Source organism: Nocardia sp. NPDC006044, from assembly GCF_042871115.1.
Classification (GTDB): Bacteria; Actinomycetota; Actinomycetes; order Mycobacteriales; family Mycobacteriaceae; genus Nocardia.
This window is the reverse complement of record NZ_JBIAID010000003.1, coordinates 774,751-790,704: the sequence shown is the minus strand read 5'-3', so window position 1 is coordinate 790,704 and position 15,954 is coordinate 774,751. Positions and strand designations below refer to the sequence as shown.

Genomic DNA, 15,954 nt, shown 5'->3' with positions numbered 1-15,954 from the left:
CGAAACCCGGGAGGGGGTCTGTCCAGATAACGGTGTAACTCGGGTTGATTGGGTTAACTCCGTCCGGCGGTGAGGCGGCCTTCGAAGGTGATGTCGAAGGCGTTCAACGCCGCTTTCCAGCGGGTGATCCACCGTTTCTGGCCCTCGCCGGTTGGATCGAGCGCCATGACCGCGAGGTAGACGCATTTCAGAGCGGCTTGTTCGTTGGGAAAATGACCCCGGGCGCGGACCGCGCGGCGGATGCGTGCGTTGACCGACTCGATCGCGTTCGTCGAGCAAACGACGCGCCGGATCTCGGTGTCAAACGCCAGAAACGGAGTGAACTCGGCCCACGAGTTCTCCCAAAGTCGAACGATCGCAGGATATTTCGTGCCCCAGACCTCGGAGAATTCGTAGAACCGTTCCAACGCCGAAGCCTCGGTCGCCGCGGTGTAAACCGGCTTCAATCCTTTGGCGATCGCGGCCCAGTCCTGGCGCCCGGCATAGGCGAACGAGGCCCGCAGCAAATGGACGATGCAGGTCTGGACCACCGCGGCGGGCCAGGTCTGCCCGATCGCCTCGGGCAGACCCTTGAGCCCGTCGCAGACGAGCATGCACACGTCTTCGACGCCACGGTTCTTCAGTTCGGTCAGAATCTGCAACCAGAACTTCGCGCCCTCACCACCGTCGCCGGCCCAAAGCCCGAGGATCTCGCGCCCGCCCTCGACCGTGACCGCCAACGCGACATAGATCGGCCGGTTGGCCACCTTCCCATCCCGGATCTTCACGTGAATGGCGTCCAGGAAGATCACCGGATAAACCCTGTCCAGCGGCCGGTTCTGCCATTCGGCCATCCCGTCCATCACCTTGTCGGTGATCACCGAGACGGTCTGTTTCGACACCTCGGCGCCATAAACCTCGCGCAGGTGCGCCGAAATCTCGCCATGGGTCAGGCCCTTCGCCGACAGCGACAACACCATGTTCTCCACGCCGTTCAAACGCCGCTGGCGTTTGCGCACAATCTGCGGCTCGAAGCTGGCGTCGCGGTCGCGCGGGACCTCGATCTCGACCGGACCGACATCGGTCACGATCGTTTTCGAGCGGGATCCGTTGCGCGAGTTCGGTGTTCCGCGACCGACCGGGTCGCCGTGGTCGTAGCCGAGGTGATCGGTGATCTCACCGTCCAAGGCGGACTCGACCACCATCTTGGTCAGCTGACCCAGCAGCCCGCCTTCGCCGGTCAGTTGCAGCCCGCTGGCGCGGGCCTGGGCCACGAGCTGGCCCACCAGCGCGGCATCCACCGCCGACGTCTTCGGTTTCCTTGGTCTGGCCACCACGTCAGTATCGACGAACTCGGTCGCCATCACATCAGAGTCCATGTGCCACTCCTAGATTGGAGTTACACCGTTGTTCTTACAGTCCCCCGGGAGGAAGTGCAGGTGTCCGGGAAACCGGCTAGCGGACCGCTTGCCGCCGACCAAGCGACGGATAGGTCGACCTTCGCACACCTGCTTCATCCTTCACATATCCATCAGTACGCACCAGATATGCGATAGATGCAGAAGGTGTGCGAAGTTCTCGTATTAATGCAGAAGGTGTCCGAAAACCGCTGCGATGCCCTCGTGCCAACGCAACAGATCGATCCCGCTCTTGTCCGAAGCGTTTGTGACGCAACCACAGCCAGATGACCACGCTGGAACTCGACGCCGCGCATCCTGACATGCGCCTAAAGCCGGGTACGGCAGGCGACGTGCTCAGCACTACTCCAGTGAAAACCGAGGTAGGTCTTCAGCTTTCCTCGTCAGGTCGCGTTGGGACATGCCGGGGGTCTACCTGGCGAGTCAGGTACACCTGCTCCCAGAGATGATCGATAGTGCTGAGCGCGTCGGGTGGGGTCCCCGACTTACTTACGCAGTTGGTATGGGCAACGCGAGAGTTCCAGCGTGGTCATCGGCTTGTGGTCCGGTTCAGAGAGGCTGGGGAAGCGAGGGGGTCGCGTGGTCGGTTTGGTGATCGTGAGGATCGCGTGGTCGGTTCTGTGATCGCGGTGAGTCGAGTGGTCGTCCACTGCTCGTCGGGTCGAGTCAGGTCATTTCGCTCATCGAGGTGAGGGGCGGTGCGCGCTCATCGCGGTGAGCCAAACGCGGCGTGCTCGCTCATCGAGTCGAGTCAAAAGGTCGTTCTCGTATCGAGTCGAGTCAAATGGTCGTTGTTCAAGATCAATTGACGACCTTTTGACTCTGCTCGATGGGACGGTCCGGCCTATGTGACCGAGGCGAGGGCGAAGGGGAGTACTGCGTCTGCGCCTGCGGTGCGGAGGGCGTAGGCGGCGAGGGTGAGGGTCCAGCCGGTGTCGGAGAGGGTGTCTACCAACAGGATCGGGCCCTCGACGTCGGTGAGGTCGGGGACGTCCCAGGAGTCGTACAGGCCGGCGACGCGATGGGCCGAGTTTGCCGCGGATACCGGTGCGCGGTCGGGGCGGGTCGGTAGCGTGCCCAGGTCGTGCAGGCGGCCGATCTCGGCGAGACCTGCTGCGAGGGTGGCGGTGAGCACCGGATAGCGCGCCGATTCCAGGGCCATCACCGAGGTCGGGCGGGTGGTCCAGTTCCAATCGCGCAGCACGGCGACGCAGGCCTCGAAGACCTTCTCGGGGATCGGATCGTCGGGTCCGTCGAGCAGGGCGCGCAGCCGCTGACCCCAGCCGAGATCGGTGAGCCGGCCGAGCACACGACCGGTCTCGGCCCCGCCGGTGATCTTGCCGGACAACGGGATTCCGAGCTTCGCCATGCCGGTCGGCCACTGCTTGCGCGGACTCAGGTCCAGGCCCGGACGGTCGAGGCGAGCACGGGTGGCCGCGACCGCCTCGGCGTTCACCGACACATCGGGGCGGGTGCCCGTGCAGTTGTCGCAACGCCCGCATCCGGTCGAATCCGACTGTCCCGCAGTCAAACCCGGGTCATCGAGCTGCCGCCGCAGGAACTCCATCCGGCAGTCGCCGGTCGACTGATAATCGACCATTGCCTGCTGCTCGACCTCGCGCGCCTCGGACAGCCGTTCATACCGCTCGGTGTCGTAGGTCCACGGCTGCCCGGTGGAGATCCACCCGCCGCGCACCCGGCGCACCGCCCCGTCCACGTCGAGCACCTTGAGCACCATTTCCAACCGCGACCGGTTCAACTCGACCAGCGGTTCCAGCGCGGCCGTGGACAGCGCCCGGTCGGTGTCGAGCGCATCGAGCACCGAGCGCACGATGTGCTCGCGCGGAAACGCCACGGAGGCAAAGTAACTCCAGATCCGCGCGTCCTCGGGCCCGGGCAGCAGCACCACCTCGGCGCGCTCGGTCGCACGGCCCGCGCGGCCCACCTGCTGGTAGTAAGCAATGGGCGAAGACGGCGCACCTACGTGCACGACGAACCCGAGATCGGGCTTGTCGAAACCCATCCCGAGCGCCGAGGTCGCGATGAGCGCCTTCACCTCGTTGTTCAACAGCGCCGACTCCAGCGCCTCACGCTCGGCGGGATCGGTCTGCCCGGTGTAGGCCGCGACATTGTGTCCGTGCGAGTTCAGCACGTCGGCCAGGTCGTGCGCGGCGGCGACGGTGAGCGTGTAGACGATCCCGGAGCCGGTGAGGTTGTGCAGGTGGCCGCTGAGCCAGGCGGTGCGTTCCACCGCGTCGTCGAACCGCACCACCGACAGGTGCAGGGACTCGCGATCCAGCGTGCCGCGCAACACGAGGGTGTCGGTGCCGATCTGGGTGGCGACATCGGTGACCACCCGATCGTTCGCGGTCGCGGTGGTGGCCAGCACCGGCACATCCGAGCCGAGGTCGGCGATCAACGTGCGGATCCGCCGGTAGTCGGGCCGGAAGTCGTGACCCCAGTCGGAGACGCAGTGCGCCTCGTCGATCACCACGAGGCCGGCGTCGGCCGCGAGTTTCGGCAGCACCTGATCGCGGAAGTCCGGGTTGTTCAGCCGCTCCGGGCTGACCAGCAGCACGTCGACCTCGCCGGACGCGACCTGGGTGTGGATTTCGTCCCATTCGGTGACATTGCCCGAATTGATCGTCGCGGCAACCACACCCGCCCGTTGCGCGGCGGCGACCTGGTTACGCATGAGCGCGAGCAGCGGTGACACGATCACCGTGGGCCCGCGGCCCGCCCCGCGCAACAGCTTCGCGGCGATGAAGTAGACCGCCGATTTACCCCAGCCGGTGCGCTGCACGACCAGCGCGCGGCGGCGCTGCACCACCAGCGCCTCGATCGCGGTCCACTGGTCCTCCCGTAGCCGAGCGCTGGGCCCGGCCAGTTCGCGCAGCAGGTGTTCCGCGCGCTCGCGGAGGTCGGGTGCGGTGAGGTCGATCGCCGGGACATCGGTCGCCGTGGTCATGCGCTCCATCGTGCCCGACGGTACCGACAGGAACCGTGCTCGTCGCGCACGCCCGCCCCGGCCGTGCATGTTGTGCATTGATACCGGTCGGACTCTCGGTAAGCGGCGCCGCGTGTCATACACTGCGTGCATCGCTGCCGAGTGGCCGAAATCCCCGGCCACGGCGGTGTTCACCACGAGTGAGTGCGGTTCGAGACGATACGAGGCTTCCGTAGACGCCGAGGACGAGTCGAATGAGCGAGCGAGTCAGGTCACAGCGCGCCCGGCGCGAGACGGAGCCGAGCGTCGGCGAGGCACGGTCATGAACGACTACCTGCGGCTGCTGCGGGACTGGTGGCGTGACGGCGTCGACTACCGCTGGGTGGTGAACGCCCTGGCCGACCGCTCCGCGCTCGGCGTGGTGAAATTCGCGATCGGCCTGTGCGGGCTGGCGACGCCGCTGATCAGCGTGCTCACCGTGACGTCGTCGGCGGGCCCGCAGAGCGTGCTCGGCCGGACCGTGCTGTGGTGCATCGTGGGCCTGTCGGTGGTGTGGGTGGTGCGCTGGTGGGCGCTGCCGTGGCCGAGCCGGGTGGAATCGCTGAGCTTGCTCGTGATCGGCGACGTGTGCATCACGGTGGTTTGCGTGCTGAGTCCGGGCAATGTGGTCCGATCGGTCGGCATGATGCTGCTGTTGATCGTCGGCATCTACGTCAGCGCCTTCCACAGCCCGCAGGTGCTCGCCGCGCACACCGGGTGGTCGTTGGCTTCGGCTGTGGTGCTGTCGATTCCGCTGTTCGGGGTCGGCGACGCCGCCTCGGCGGTGATCATGATCCTCGGCATGGTCGCGGCCACGGTGGTGCCGCCGGGGCTGCAATTCTGTTACTGGGTGCTGCGGTCCGACATGCTCTGCGATCCGTTGACCACGTTGCTGAGCAGGCGCGGATTCGAGTATCACTCCGCGATGATGGTCGGCGGCTCCGGGCCGATTCCGGTGTGCGTCATGATGGTCGACCTGGATCGGTTCAAAGCCGTCAACGACACCTTCGGGCACCACGCGGGCGACAAGGTGCTGGTGCGCACCGCCGATCGGTTGCAGCACGCCGCGCCCGCGCACAGCATCGTCTCCCGGCTCGGTGGCGAGGAATTCGCGATCGTCGCGCGCCTGCCCGTGCCGACCGCGATCGATGCCGCCGAGCGATTGCGCGACGCGGTCGCCGAGCCCGTCGGGTCGATCTCGGTCACCGCCAGCATCGGCATCGCCGTCGCCGACGCGGGCGCCGACGGCTACCGTCGCAGCCGTGAACTGGTGCAGGATCTGATCCGGTGCGCCGACAGCGCGATGTATCAGGCGAAACAGCGGGGCGGCAATACCGTTGTGGTCGAGCACATCACGGCGTTGCAGGGCATCGACACACACGATGTCACGCGGTCGGCATGAGGAAAGGCCTCTGCCGCAACCACATCCGGCCGGGTTTCAGCTGCGTGCGGTTTCCCCGGCGAGGGTGATCAAGCGGGCGCGCACCAGGTCTGGTCGCTCCTCGGCGATGAAGTGCCCGCAGTTCGCCACTCGTTCGAGCGTGTAGTCGTCGGCCTTCGCGGTTTCGGCGGCGGCGAGCGAATGATGCACGGCGCCATCGTCGATCCCGAACAGGGCGCGGATCGGAACGGTGGCGCGGCGGGTTTCCCCGTGCCGGGCGGCGCGGGGCAGTTCACGCAGCAGGAACGTGCGATAGGTGTCGACCGCGGCGCCGGCGACAAGCGGATCGCGGAACCGATCGGTATAGACGCGAATGACTTCCGGGGCGAACTCCGCGGGATTCTCGGCGGCCTTGCTCAGCATCCAGTCGAGCACCCGGGTGCGCGTTTGCAGGACCTTCCCGAACGAGGCGACGACCGGTTGATAGAGCAGGAACCGCCACGCATGCGGCAGGAAACCGCGCGTCGTCTGCCACGGATGCGCGATATTCAGCACCAGATATCCATCGAATCGCGCGGGCTCCCGCAACACCATGAGGTGGCCGATGTAGCCACCCCAGTCGTGGCCGACGAGCAGCACCCGATCGAGCCCGAGTTCATCGATCAGCGCCAGCACATCGGAGGCCACGTGCTCCTTGGCCCACCGATGCGGCGCCGGCCCGGACCAGCCGTAACCCGGCAGATCCGGCGCGATGATCCGTAATCCCGCAGGCGGATCGGCCAGCAGGTGGCGGTACGCGTAGTGATGCTGCGGCCACCCGTGCAGCAGAAGCACCGGCCTACCGTCCGCCGGCCCGGCCTCGGTCACATGGAACCGCACCCCGCGCGCCTCGACGAAGGATCGGCGAACGCCCGGAATCGCCGGGGGATCCTCCGCCGCCGACACGGAGGCTGGACCGGAATCCCGTTGCTGCTGGCGCATACCCGATGGTAACCAGCCGGGCAACGGCGCGGCATTCGGCGCGAAACGACCATGATCGGCGGAGAATGAGGCGCAGAGGTTCCCCGGCACCGGGGTCCACGCAGGAGGGCAACCATGTCGAGCCAATACCAGCCGCCGGCGGGCTGGTCGCCGCCGGGCACCCAGTTCCAGAGCCGCAGCGGCTTCGGCCGGACCCTGGCCGGAACGCTGATCTCGTTGGTGATCACGCCGATCGGGATCGGGCTATCCGCGCACGGCGCGCTGGATACCAGGCAGTGGGTGATCCTGGGCAGCTCGGCGGATCGCTGGGGTTCGAACTTCCAGATCATCGGCGGCGCGCTGCTGCTGTTCCTGGTCGCGGCACTGGCCGCGTTCTCCCCGGTGGGCACCGCGATCGCGGGGCTGGCGTGGGGCCTGATCCCCGGGGTCCTGCACATCCTCTTCCCGGACGACACCTACCGGCAGGTGGAGAACCTGCCCGCGCTGTCCGACGATTTCCATCTGGCGCTGCACAATTGGATCTTGAACGGCTTCGCGCTGCTCACAGGCATGTTCCTGGTCGGCGCGGCGTTCGCGGCCACGTTGCGGCGCAAGTGAATCGAGGCCGCGCCCGCACACGGCGGGCGCGGCCCGAATTCAGCCCTTGACGCAGAGCACCTGGCGCAGCGTCGCGACGACGTCGACCAGGTCGCGCTGCGCGGCGATGACCTCGTCGATGTCCTTGTACGCGGCCGGGATCTCGTCGACCACGCCCGCGTCCTTGCGCGACTCGACGCCCTCGGTCTGTGCGACCAGATCGGCGACGGTGAACTGCTTCTTCGCCGCGTTACGGCTCATCCGCCGTCCCGCGCCGTGCGAGGCCGACTGGAACGAGGCCGGATTTCCCTTGCCGCGCACCACATATGACCGAGTACCCATCGAGCCCGGAATCAGCGCGAGATCGCCCGCGCCGGCCCGGACCGCACCCTTACGGGTCACCAGCATCGGGACGCCGTCGATGATTTCTTCGGCCACGTAGTTGTGGTGACAAGAAATCGGCTGCTCGAAACGGACCGGGCGCTCGGCGAACTCGTCGCGCACCGCGCGGCACACTAGGGCGAGCATCACCGCGCGGTTGCGTGCGGCGTACTCCTGCGCCCAGGTGAGATCGCGCCGGTAGGCGTCCATTTCCGGTGTCCCGGAGAGGAATACGGCGAGATCGCGGTCGGGCGCATCGGCGTTGTGCGACAACGTGCGGGCCACGGCCATGTGCCGCTCGGCGAGTTCCTTGCCGATATTGCGGCTGCCCGAATGCAGCAGGATCCACACCGCGTCGTCCTGATCAAGGCAGACCTCGATGAAGTGGTTGCCACCACCGAGGGTGCCCATCTGCTTGTGCGCCTTGGCTTCTCGCGTCTGTACACCCTCGTCCAGTGCGGCGAACGAACGCCAGAAGGTATCCCACCCCGCCCGCAGCGTCGCGGTGCTCGCGCCCAGCGCGGAGACCTCGCCGCCCAGCTTGGTCACATTGACCGAGCTGTCGTGCGCGGAAAACCCGACCGGGACCGCGGCCTCGATCCGGGAGCGCAGCGAGCGCAGGTCATCGGGTAGATCCGCGGCGGTGAGGTCGGTCTTGACGCTCTCCATTCCGCAGCCGATGTCCACACCGACGGCGGCCGGGCACACCGCGTCCCGCATCGCGATCACGGAGCCGACCGTCGCACCCTTGCCGAGGTGCACGTCCGGCATCACGCGGACGCCGTGGACCCATTTCAGCGCGGCGATATTCCGCAGCTGCTGCAACGCGGCCTGCTCGATCGCGTGCTCTTCGGCCCACATAAGCGTCTGCGCACGGGTGCCGCGCAGCTCGACGGGAAACATTGTCCGATCCTTTCGTTGGTTTTCCTGGTCAACGGTAAAGATCGGCGGGAATAAGTGCACTCGAATAAATACCCGGGCCGCTCGAGTATTTTCCCGTAGGGATCAGCGGGCGCCCGGGTAGGCGTCCTCGGCGTTGATGTGGGCGATGCCGGTGGCGAGCCGTTCGGCGTCGGCGGTGGTGATCAGGTCTTCGGCGATCCAGTCGTCGAGCAGCAGGCCGAGGCCGCGCCGCCACCAGAATGCGCCGAGAAAGTGCAGTTCCGGCAGGCCGTAACCGTCCGACGAGTAGCACAGCGAACGGAACGGGGCGAGTTCGAGTGTTTCGGCGAGGACGGCGCGAGCGCGCTGCCCGACGTAGGGGACGGTGAGTCCGATATCCATCCGGACATGCGCGAAGGCGTGCGCCAGGTAGGCGGCATTGCGGTGAAATGGCCAGCAGTGCAGCAGCATCACGGTGAGACCGGTGTTCGCGGTTTTGCGCAGAAAGTCGGTGAGCAGCAACGGGTCCGCGCGATGTAGTCGCAGGTCGGTATCGCCGAATCCAGTGTGGAATTGCAGCGGCAGGCCGAATTCGGCGCCGATGCGGGCGCCGAGACCCACCAGCCAGCCGAGCAGGTCCGGGTCGGTGAGGCGGTGTTCGGGGAACACCGCCCGCGGTGGCCGGTCGCGCAGCGGGAAATCCAGGCCGCAGCGGTAGGCGACGATGGTCTTGAGTCCCACGGCATTTCGCACGCGCTCGCGTATCCGCGCCTCGATCTGATCGAAGACCGTCCGGCCCGCACCCACCTCGGCGATGACCTGTTCGGCGACCTGTTCGATGCGCACCACCTCGCGCACTTCACCGTCGGTGAGCTCGCCGAATTCCGCTGTGCCGCCGCCGAATCCGGTATCGAGGAACCAACTGGTGGTACCGGTGGCGCCCAGCAGCCGGGTGGCGACCTCGCGCCAGCCGAGTTCGGCCCGATGGGTCAGGTAGGCGTCCGGGCCGACGTGCGGCGGGAGGTCGAGCGCCGGTGCGCACCAGCGGCGGACCGCCAGCCCGATCGCGGAATCGAAGGTGCCGGTGGGCCCTTCGCTGAGCAGTCGCTCGAAGCCGGGGCGATCCAGATCGTGGGGGACGACGCCGTGGCAGTGGTGATCGGTGAGGGTCAGGCCGTCCGTCAGCACGTCAGAACCGCCAACGGGTCAGCGCGACAAGCTCTTCCGGGGAGACATCCCGATAGCGGTCGGCTTCGGCGCGGCGCACGGTAAGCAGGGCGTCGTGCAGTTCGGGACCCATCGCCTCGGCCAGCACCGCGGAGTCCGAGAGCCGGTCGGCGGCCTCGGCCGGGGTGGCCGGCAGCCTGCGCACGCCGGAGAACATCAGCTGTTCGGCATCGAAGGCGACCGGGTCGCCGGTGATTTCGGCGGGCAGGCGCAGTTCTTCGGCGACGCCGGCCAGTCCGGCGGCGATCACCGAACCCACGATCAGGTACGGATTGCCGGTCGCGTCAAAGCATTTGACCTCGGCGTTGGCCGCCCAGTCCTCGGTGCCTCGCACTCCGGTGATGAATCGCAGGGCCGATTCGCGGGTTTCCCGGCCCCAGCATTGCCAGACGCCTGCCCACCGGGAGGGCACGAGTCGCAAGAAGCTCGCCGGATTTCCCGCGCCGACCCCGACGAGGGCAGGCAGCTCGCGCAGCACTCCGGCCAGGAAAGCCTCGCCGGTGGTGCGCATTCCATAGGGGCCGTCGCCGGTGGCGAAGATCGGTCCCCGGTCGTCCTGGGCCGAAAAGTGCAGGTGCGCACCGGAACCGGTGCCGCCGGGTTCGAGGCACGGGCCGAGCGCCGCGCGCCAGCCGTACTGGAGGCTCACCTGCCGGATCGTGTGCCGCACCAGCACCGCGTCGTCGGCGGCGCCGACCGGGTCGGACGGTTGCACGGACAGTTCGAGCTGACCGGGCGAGTACTCCGGATGAAACTGGTCGACCGATATGCCTTGCCGGTCCAATATCGCGACCAGCTCGCGCGCGTAGTCGGCGACCTGTCCTAATCGCACCAGGCTGTAGGCGGGTCCGTGCGCGGCCGGGGTGAAGTCCTCCGTGCCGTCCTGACCGACAGACCATTCGGTCTCGAATGCCATCGAGAGCCGCAGCCCGGCCCGGCGCGCCGCCTCGGCCTGCCTGGTCGCGAAGCCGCGCTGACAGGCCGCGAAGGGCGTCCCGTCCTGCGTGTACTTGTTGGTCGGCGCCCAGGACCAGCCGGGTTGGCAGGCGAGTTCGGTCAGCGCCGACAGGTCCGGGACCAGCCGCAGATCGCCGTCCGGGCCGCCGAGATACTTGCCGGTGGTCATCAGGTCGTCGAAGGAGAACGTCTCGAAGCACGGCGACACCCCCACCCCGTGCCGCGCCGCCTGCGCCAGCCGCCGCATCGGCACCGTCTTCACCCGGGTGATCCCGGCATTGTCGATGAACGTCAGCGCGACCATATCGGCATCCAGCCCGCCGATCTCCGCGTCGTTGTCGTCATCGGACGGTATGCGCTCCGGCATGGTGGGCATGAACGTCAACGATAGTCGCCGAACCGCCCATACAACACCGGACTCGTCGGCTCCACCGTGTCGAGATCCGCACTCTCACTCGGGATCTGCACCCGATACCGGCCTCTCGATGCGATGCGGATCCCGAAGAGAGTGCGGCTGTCGGTGTCCGTGGTCGAGGGTCAGTTCGCCGGGAGGGCGGCGCGGATCTCGTCTTCGGTGGGGATGGAGCTGCTGGCGCCGAGTTTGGTGGTGGCGAGGGCGCCGGCGGTTCCTGCCCAGTTCAGGGCGTATTCGGGGCCGCGGTGCCAGGCTGCGGCCAGGGCGCCGGTGAAGGTGTCGCCCGCGCCGGTGGTGTCGATGACGTCGACTCGGGGACTCGGTTGACTCAGATCTCTGCCGTCCGGGCCGCGATAGGTCGCGCCGTCCGCGCCGCGGGTGACGACCACGTGTGTGACCGGGTCGAGCGCGCGGCCGAGCTGTTCGGCCTCGCCCGAATTCACCACCGCCACATCGATATTCGCCCACAGATCGGCGGGGAGGTCCTGGGTGGGTGACGGATTGAGCACTACCGTGGTGCCGTTCGCGCGCGCGTGCCGCGCGGCCGCCGCCACCGTATCGAGTGGAATCTCCAACTGGCACAGCAGGATATCGGCACCGGCGATCACGTCGAGGTCCGCGTCGGTGAGCTCGGTCATCCGCGCGTTCGCTCCACCGACCACGATGATGCTGTTCTCCCCGCCGCCGTCCACCACGATCGCGGCGACACCGCTCGGCCCGTCCACCGTCCGCAGCCGCTCGACGTTCACCCCCGAATCGGTCAGCACTCGCCGCAGTTCATCCGCGAACACGTCGTCGCCGACCGCCCCGAGAAACCGCACCGACCCACCGGCTCGCTGCGCGGCGATCGCCTGATTGGAGCCCTTCCCGCCGGGCACCATCGCGAACCCGGTGCCGAGCACCGTCTCGCCGGGCACCGGCCGCCGATCGGTGGTCGTGACCAGGTCCATGTTGATACTGCCGAGCACCGCGATCGAGGCAACGTCCGTCTTTTCGGCCATGCCGTCACAGGCTAGTAGGGCGAGGCGCAGCGGTGGATCAGGCCTTGGACCGGGTCAGTAGGCTGTACCCATGACGGTAGGAACGACGACCGAGCCGGATACCCGCGAGGTGGTGCACGAGGCCGCACGCAAGGCTCGGGTCGCGTCGCGTGTGCTGGCGCAGCTGACCACGGCGCAGAAGAACGAGGCCTTGCACGCCGCCGCCGACGCCCTGTTGGCCGCGGCCGACGCGGTGCTCGAGGCCAACGGCGAGGACGTCCTCGCGGCGCAATCGGCGAACGTCGAGGAATCGCTGATCGACCGCTTGCGGCTGACCAAGTCCCGGATCGACGGCATTGCCTCCGGCCTGCGCCAGGTGGCCACGCTGCCCGACCCGATCGGCGAGATCGTGCGCGGCTCGGTGCTGCCGAACGGCCTGGAGACCCGCCAGGTCCGGGTGCCGCTCGGGGTGGTCGGCATGGTCTACGAGGCTCGGCCGAACGTCACCGTCGACGCGTTCGGGCTCACCCTGAAGTCCGGCAACGCCGTGCTGTTGCGCGGTTCCTCCTCGGCCGCGCACTCCAATGCCGCGCTGGTCTCGGTGCTGCGGGAATCCCTTGTCGCACAGGGCCTTCCGGCCGACGCCGGGCAGCTGCTGCCCAGCGCGGACCGCTCCAGCGTCACCCATCTGATCCAGGCCCGCGGCCTGGTCGACGTGGTCATCCCGCGCGGCGGGGCCGGCCTGATCAGCGCCGTCGTCCGCGACGCCACCGTGCCGACCATCGAGACCGGCACCGGCAACTGCCACGTCTACGTGCACGCGGCCGCCGATCTGGACATGGCCGAGCGGATCCTGATCAACGCCAAGACCCGCCGTCCCAGCGTCTGCAACGCCGCCGAGACGGTGCTCATCGACGACGCGATCGCCACCGTCGCGGTGCCCAGGCTGATCGAGGCACTGGAACGGCACGGCGTCACCGTGCACGGCGACCTGCCCGGGTTGGTGCCCGCGAACAGCAAGGACTGGGGCGAGGAGTACCTCACCCTAGATATCGCGCTCAAGGTGGTCGACGGCCTGGACGCGGCCATCGAGCACATCAACACCTGGGGCACCGGGCACACCGAGGCCATCGTCACCGGTGAGCTGGCCGCGGCCCGCGAATTCACCGCCCGAGTCGACGCCGCGGCCGTCATGGTGAATGCTTCAACCGCGTTCACCGACGGTGAGCAATTCGGCTTCGGCGCCGAGATCGGCATTTCCACGCAGAAGCTGCACGCCCGCGGACCCATGGCGCTACCGGAGCTGACCTCCACCAAGTGGATCGTGTGGGGCGACGGCCAGATCCGGCCGGTATAGGTATAGGGGAGCGAGCCTCGCTCGCTCCCAAGGAAGGACTGCACGTGGCCCCCACCTCCGAGACGGCCCAGGAGCCGATCTTCACCTCGGTCGACGATGTGATCGATCAGCTGGCGACCACCGGCTACCTCGCCGACAAGGCCACCGCCACCTCGGTGTTCCTGGCCGATCGGCTCGGCAAGCCGCTGCTCATCGAGGGTCCGGCCGGAGTCGGCAAGACCGAGCTGGCCAGGGCGGTCGCGCAGACCTCCGGCGCCGAGCTGGTCCGGTTGCAGTGCTACGAGGGCGTCGACGAGGCCCGCGCGCTCTACGAGTGGAACCACGCCAAGCAGATCCTGCGCATCCAGGCCTCCAGCGAGAACGACTGGGAAGAAACGAAGGCCGACGTCTTCACCGAGGAATTCCTGCTCTCCCGCCCGCTGCTGACCGCGATCCGGCGCAGCGATCCGACCGTGCTGCTGATCGACGAGACGGACAAGGCCGACGTCGAGATCGAGGGCCTGCTGCTCGAGGTGCTCAGCGATTTCGCGGTGACCGTGCCCGAACTGGGCACCATCGTCGCCACCCGCAAGCCGTTCGTGGTGCTGACCTCCAACGCCACCCGCGAGCTGTCCGAGGCGCTCAAGCGGCGCTGCCTCTACCTGCACCTGGACTTCCCGGACGAGGACCTCGAGCGGCGCATCCTGGCCAGCCGGGTGCCGGAACTGTCCGCCGCGGTCGCGGCCCAGCTGGTGCGGATCGTGCACGTGTTGCGCGGCATGCAGCTGAAGAAGCTGCCGTCGGTGGCCGAGTCGATCGACTGGGGTCGCACGCTGCTCGCGCTCGGCATGCACGATCTGGACGACTCGGCGGTGCGGGCCACGCTCGGCGTCGTGCTCAAGCATCAGAGCGATCACCAGCGCGCGCTGGCCGAGCTGAAGCTGGCCTGAGCCGATGTCCGCGCGATCGCAGCCCGCGCCCGACGCGGAACTGACCGCGCCGCACGGTCTGCCCGGTCATCTCGTCGGGTTCGTCGAAGCGCTGCGGGAGCGCGGAATTCCGGTGGGGCCCTCGGAGACCGTGGACGCGGGCCGGGTGGTGACCGTGCTCGATCTGCTCGACCGGGACGTGTTGCGCGAGGGACTGGCCTGTTCGCTGCTGCGCCGCACGACCCATCGCGCGACCTTCGACCGGCTCTTCGATCTGTGGTTCCCGATCGCGATCGGGGAGCGCGGCGGCGCCCGCGACGAGGTCGAGATTCCGCGGACGCCGACGGGTGAGGTGGACATCGCGGCGCTGCGGGAAATGCTGGCGGAGATGTTGGCCCAGGAGGCGGGAGACGCGCGGTTGGATGCGCTCGCCGCGCAGCTGGTCGAACAACTCGGGCAGTATCAGTCCGCGAGCGGGTCGTCGTTCTCGGCTTATCAAGCGTTGAAAGATGTTCAGCCGCAGACCTTGCTGGCCAAGATCCTGGCCGGGCTGGCGGCCGGTCCGGATGCCAGTGCGTTCGACACCGAGATCGCCCGGCGGGCCGCGCGCGGGCGGATCGACGCGTTCCGGGCCGCCGTGGAAGCGGAGACGCGGCGGCGGGTGGCCGAGCGGATCGGGCGCGAGCGGGTCGCCAGTTACGGGGTACCGCGCCAATCCGAGGACGTCGACTTCCTGCGCGCCTCGGAATCCGAGCTGATCGAGATGCGCCGCAGCACCCAGCGGCTCGCGCGCATTCTCGCCTCGCGACTTGCGGTGCGGCGCAGGCATTCCCGGCGCGGCGAGATCGATCTGCGCAAGACGCTGCGAAAGTCGATGTCGACCGGCGGCGTGCCCATCGACCTGGTGAACCGCAAGCCGCGGCCCGGCCGGCCGGAGCTGGTGCTGCTGTGCGACGTGTCCGGCTCCGTGGCCGGGTTCAGCAATTTCACCCTGCTGTTGGTCAGCGCGCTGCGCGAACAGTTCTCCCGGGTGCGGATTTTCGCGTTCGTCGACCAGACCGACGAGGTGACCCAGTTCTTCGATCCGCGCACGCAGCTGGACAAGGCGATGAACCGGATCTTCACCGAGGCCAGGGTCGTCGGGATGGACGGGCACTCCGACTACGGCAACGCACTGGCCGGATTCGCCAGGGACTTCCCGGACGCCGTCACCGCGCGCAGCTCGCTGCTGATCCTCGGCGACGCGCGCACCAATTACCGCGACCCCGAACTGGAAACGTTGCGCGGGCTGGTCCGCACGGCCAAGCACGCGCACTGGCTCAACCCGGAGATGCAAACCAATTGGGGTTCCGGCGATTCCGCCGCCGACAAATACCGGCAGGTGATCGAGATGCACGAATGCCGCTCGGCCAGCCAGCTGACCGCCGTCGTGTCGATGCTGCTGCCGGTGTGAGTGGCCTGGATTAGCCGGGCGCCCGGCAAGCGCATCATCAGCGTTCGTTAAGCGAACCATTGGGCGAGGCCGC

General features: G+C 67.9%; 12 protein-coding genes. 5 read left to right on the top strand and 7 right to left on the bottom strand.

All coding sequences use genetic code 11. The features are described from left to right. Nucleotides 1–53: 53 nt before the first annotated feature. Complete coding sequence (locus ACFYO1_RS28095) at nucleotides 54–1,343, bottom strand: IS256 family transposase (RefSeq protein ID WP_387236931.1); 1,290 nt, start codon at nucleotides 1,341–1,343, stop codon at nucleotides 54–56. A gap of 898 nt (nucleotides 1,344–2,241) precedes the next feature. Next, nucleotides 2,242–4,365: a RecQ family ATP-dependent DNA helicase gene (locus tag ACFYO1_RS28090; RefSeq protein WP_387236929.1), complete on the bottom strand. Its 2,124-nt coding sequence runs from the start codon at nucleotides 4,363–4,365 to the stop codon at nucleotides 2,242–2,244. Between the two features lie 301 nt (nucleotides 4,366–4,666). Here ACFYO1_RS28090 and ACFYO1_RS28085 point away from each other — a divergent pair, with 301 nt between their 5' ends. After that, nucleotides 4,667–5,785 carry a GGDEF domain-containing protein gene (locus ACFYO1_RS28085; RefSeq protein WP_387236927.1) on the top strand — a complete coding sequence of 373 codons (1,119 nt, stop codon included), beginning with the start codon at nucleotides 4,667–4,669 and terminating at the stop codon, nucleotides 5,783–5,785. A gap of 36 nt (nucleotides 5,786–5,821) precedes the next feature. Here ACFYO1_RS28085 and ACFYO1_RS28080 read toward each other — a convergent pair whose 3' ends face one another. Continuing rightward, entirely contained in the window at nucleotides 5,822–6,745 is a 924-nt protein-coding gene (locus ACFYO1_RS28080) for an alpha/beta fold hydrolase (RefSeq protein WP_387236925.1), read from the bottom strand. A gap of 114 nt (nucleotides 6,746–6,859) precedes the next feature. Here ACFYO1_RS28080 and ACFYO1_RS28075 point away from each other — a divergent pair, with 114 nt between their 5' ends. Next, nucleotides 6,860–7,342 carry a hypothetical protein gene (locus ACFYO1_RS28075; protein WP_387236923.1) on the top strand — a complete coding sequence of 161 codons (483 nt, stop codon included), beginning with the start codon at nucleotides 6,860–6,862 and terminating at the stop codon, nucleotides 7,340–7,342. A gap of 39 nt (nucleotides 7,343–7,381) precedes the next feature. Here the strand turns inward: ACFYO1_RS28075 and ACFYO1_RS28070 are convergent, their stop codons facing one another. The 4 genes from ACFYO1_RS28070 to ACFYO1_RS28055 form a co-directional block, all read right to left on the bottom strand. Next, nucleotides 7,382–8,605: an RtcB family protein gene (locus ACFYO1_RS28070; protein ID WP_387236921.1), complete on the bottom strand. Its 1,224-nt coding sequence runs from the start codon at nucleotides 8,603–8,605 to the stop codon at nucleotides 7,382–7,384. Between the two features lie 102 nt (nucleotides 8,606–8,707). Continuing rightward, entirely contained in the window at nucleotides 8,708–9,772 is a 1,065-nt protein-coding gene (locus ACFYO1_RS28065; protein ID WP_387236919.1) for an amidohydrolase family protein, read from the bottom strand. Nucleotide 9,773: 1 nt separating this feature from the next. Continuing rightward, complete coding sequence (locus ACFYO1_RS28060; RefSeq protein WP_387236917.1) at nucleotides 9,774–11,144, bottom strand: glutamine synthetase; 1,371 nt, start codon at nucleotides 11,142–11,144, stop codon at nucleotides 9,774–9,776. Between the two features lie 161 nt (nucleotides 11,145–11,305). Next, nucleotides 11,306–12,184 (bottom strand): ribokinase, encoded by an 879-nt coding sequence (locus ACFYO1_RS28055; protein ID WP_387236915.1) that lies wholly within the window; start codon nucleotides 12,182–12,184, stop codon nucleotides 11,306–11,308. Nucleotides 12,185–12,254: 70 nt separating this feature from the next. Here ACFYO1_RS28055 and ACFYO1_RS28050 point away from each other — a divergent pair, with 70 nt between their 5' ends. From ACFYO1_RS28050 to ACFYO1_RS28040, 3 genes are read left to right on the top strand one after another with little or no spacing between them, the layout of a single operon-like run. Beyond that, entirely contained in the window at nucleotides 12,255–13,520 is a 1,266-nt protein-coding gene (locus ACFYO1_RS28050) for a glutamate-5-semialdehyde dehydrogenase (protein ID WP_387236913.1), read from the top strand. A gap of 44 nt (nucleotides 13,521–13,564) precedes the next feature. Next, nucleotides 13,565–14,449 carry an AAA family ATPase gene (locus ACFYO1_RS28045; RefSeq protein ID WP_387236911.1) on the top strand — a complete coding sequence of 295 codons (885 nt, stop codon included), beginning with the start codon at nucleotides 13,565–13,567 and terminating at the stop codon, nucleotides 14,447–14,449. 4 nt (nucleotides 14,450–14,453) lie between these two features. Next, on the top strand, nucleotides 14,454–15,881 hold the full coding sequence (locus ACFYO1_RS28040; protein WP_387236909.1) for a VWA domain-containing protein: 1,428 nt from the start codon (nucleotides 14,454–14,456) through the stop codon (nucleotides 15,879–15,881). Nucleotides 15,882–15,954 lie beyond the last annotated feature (73 nt).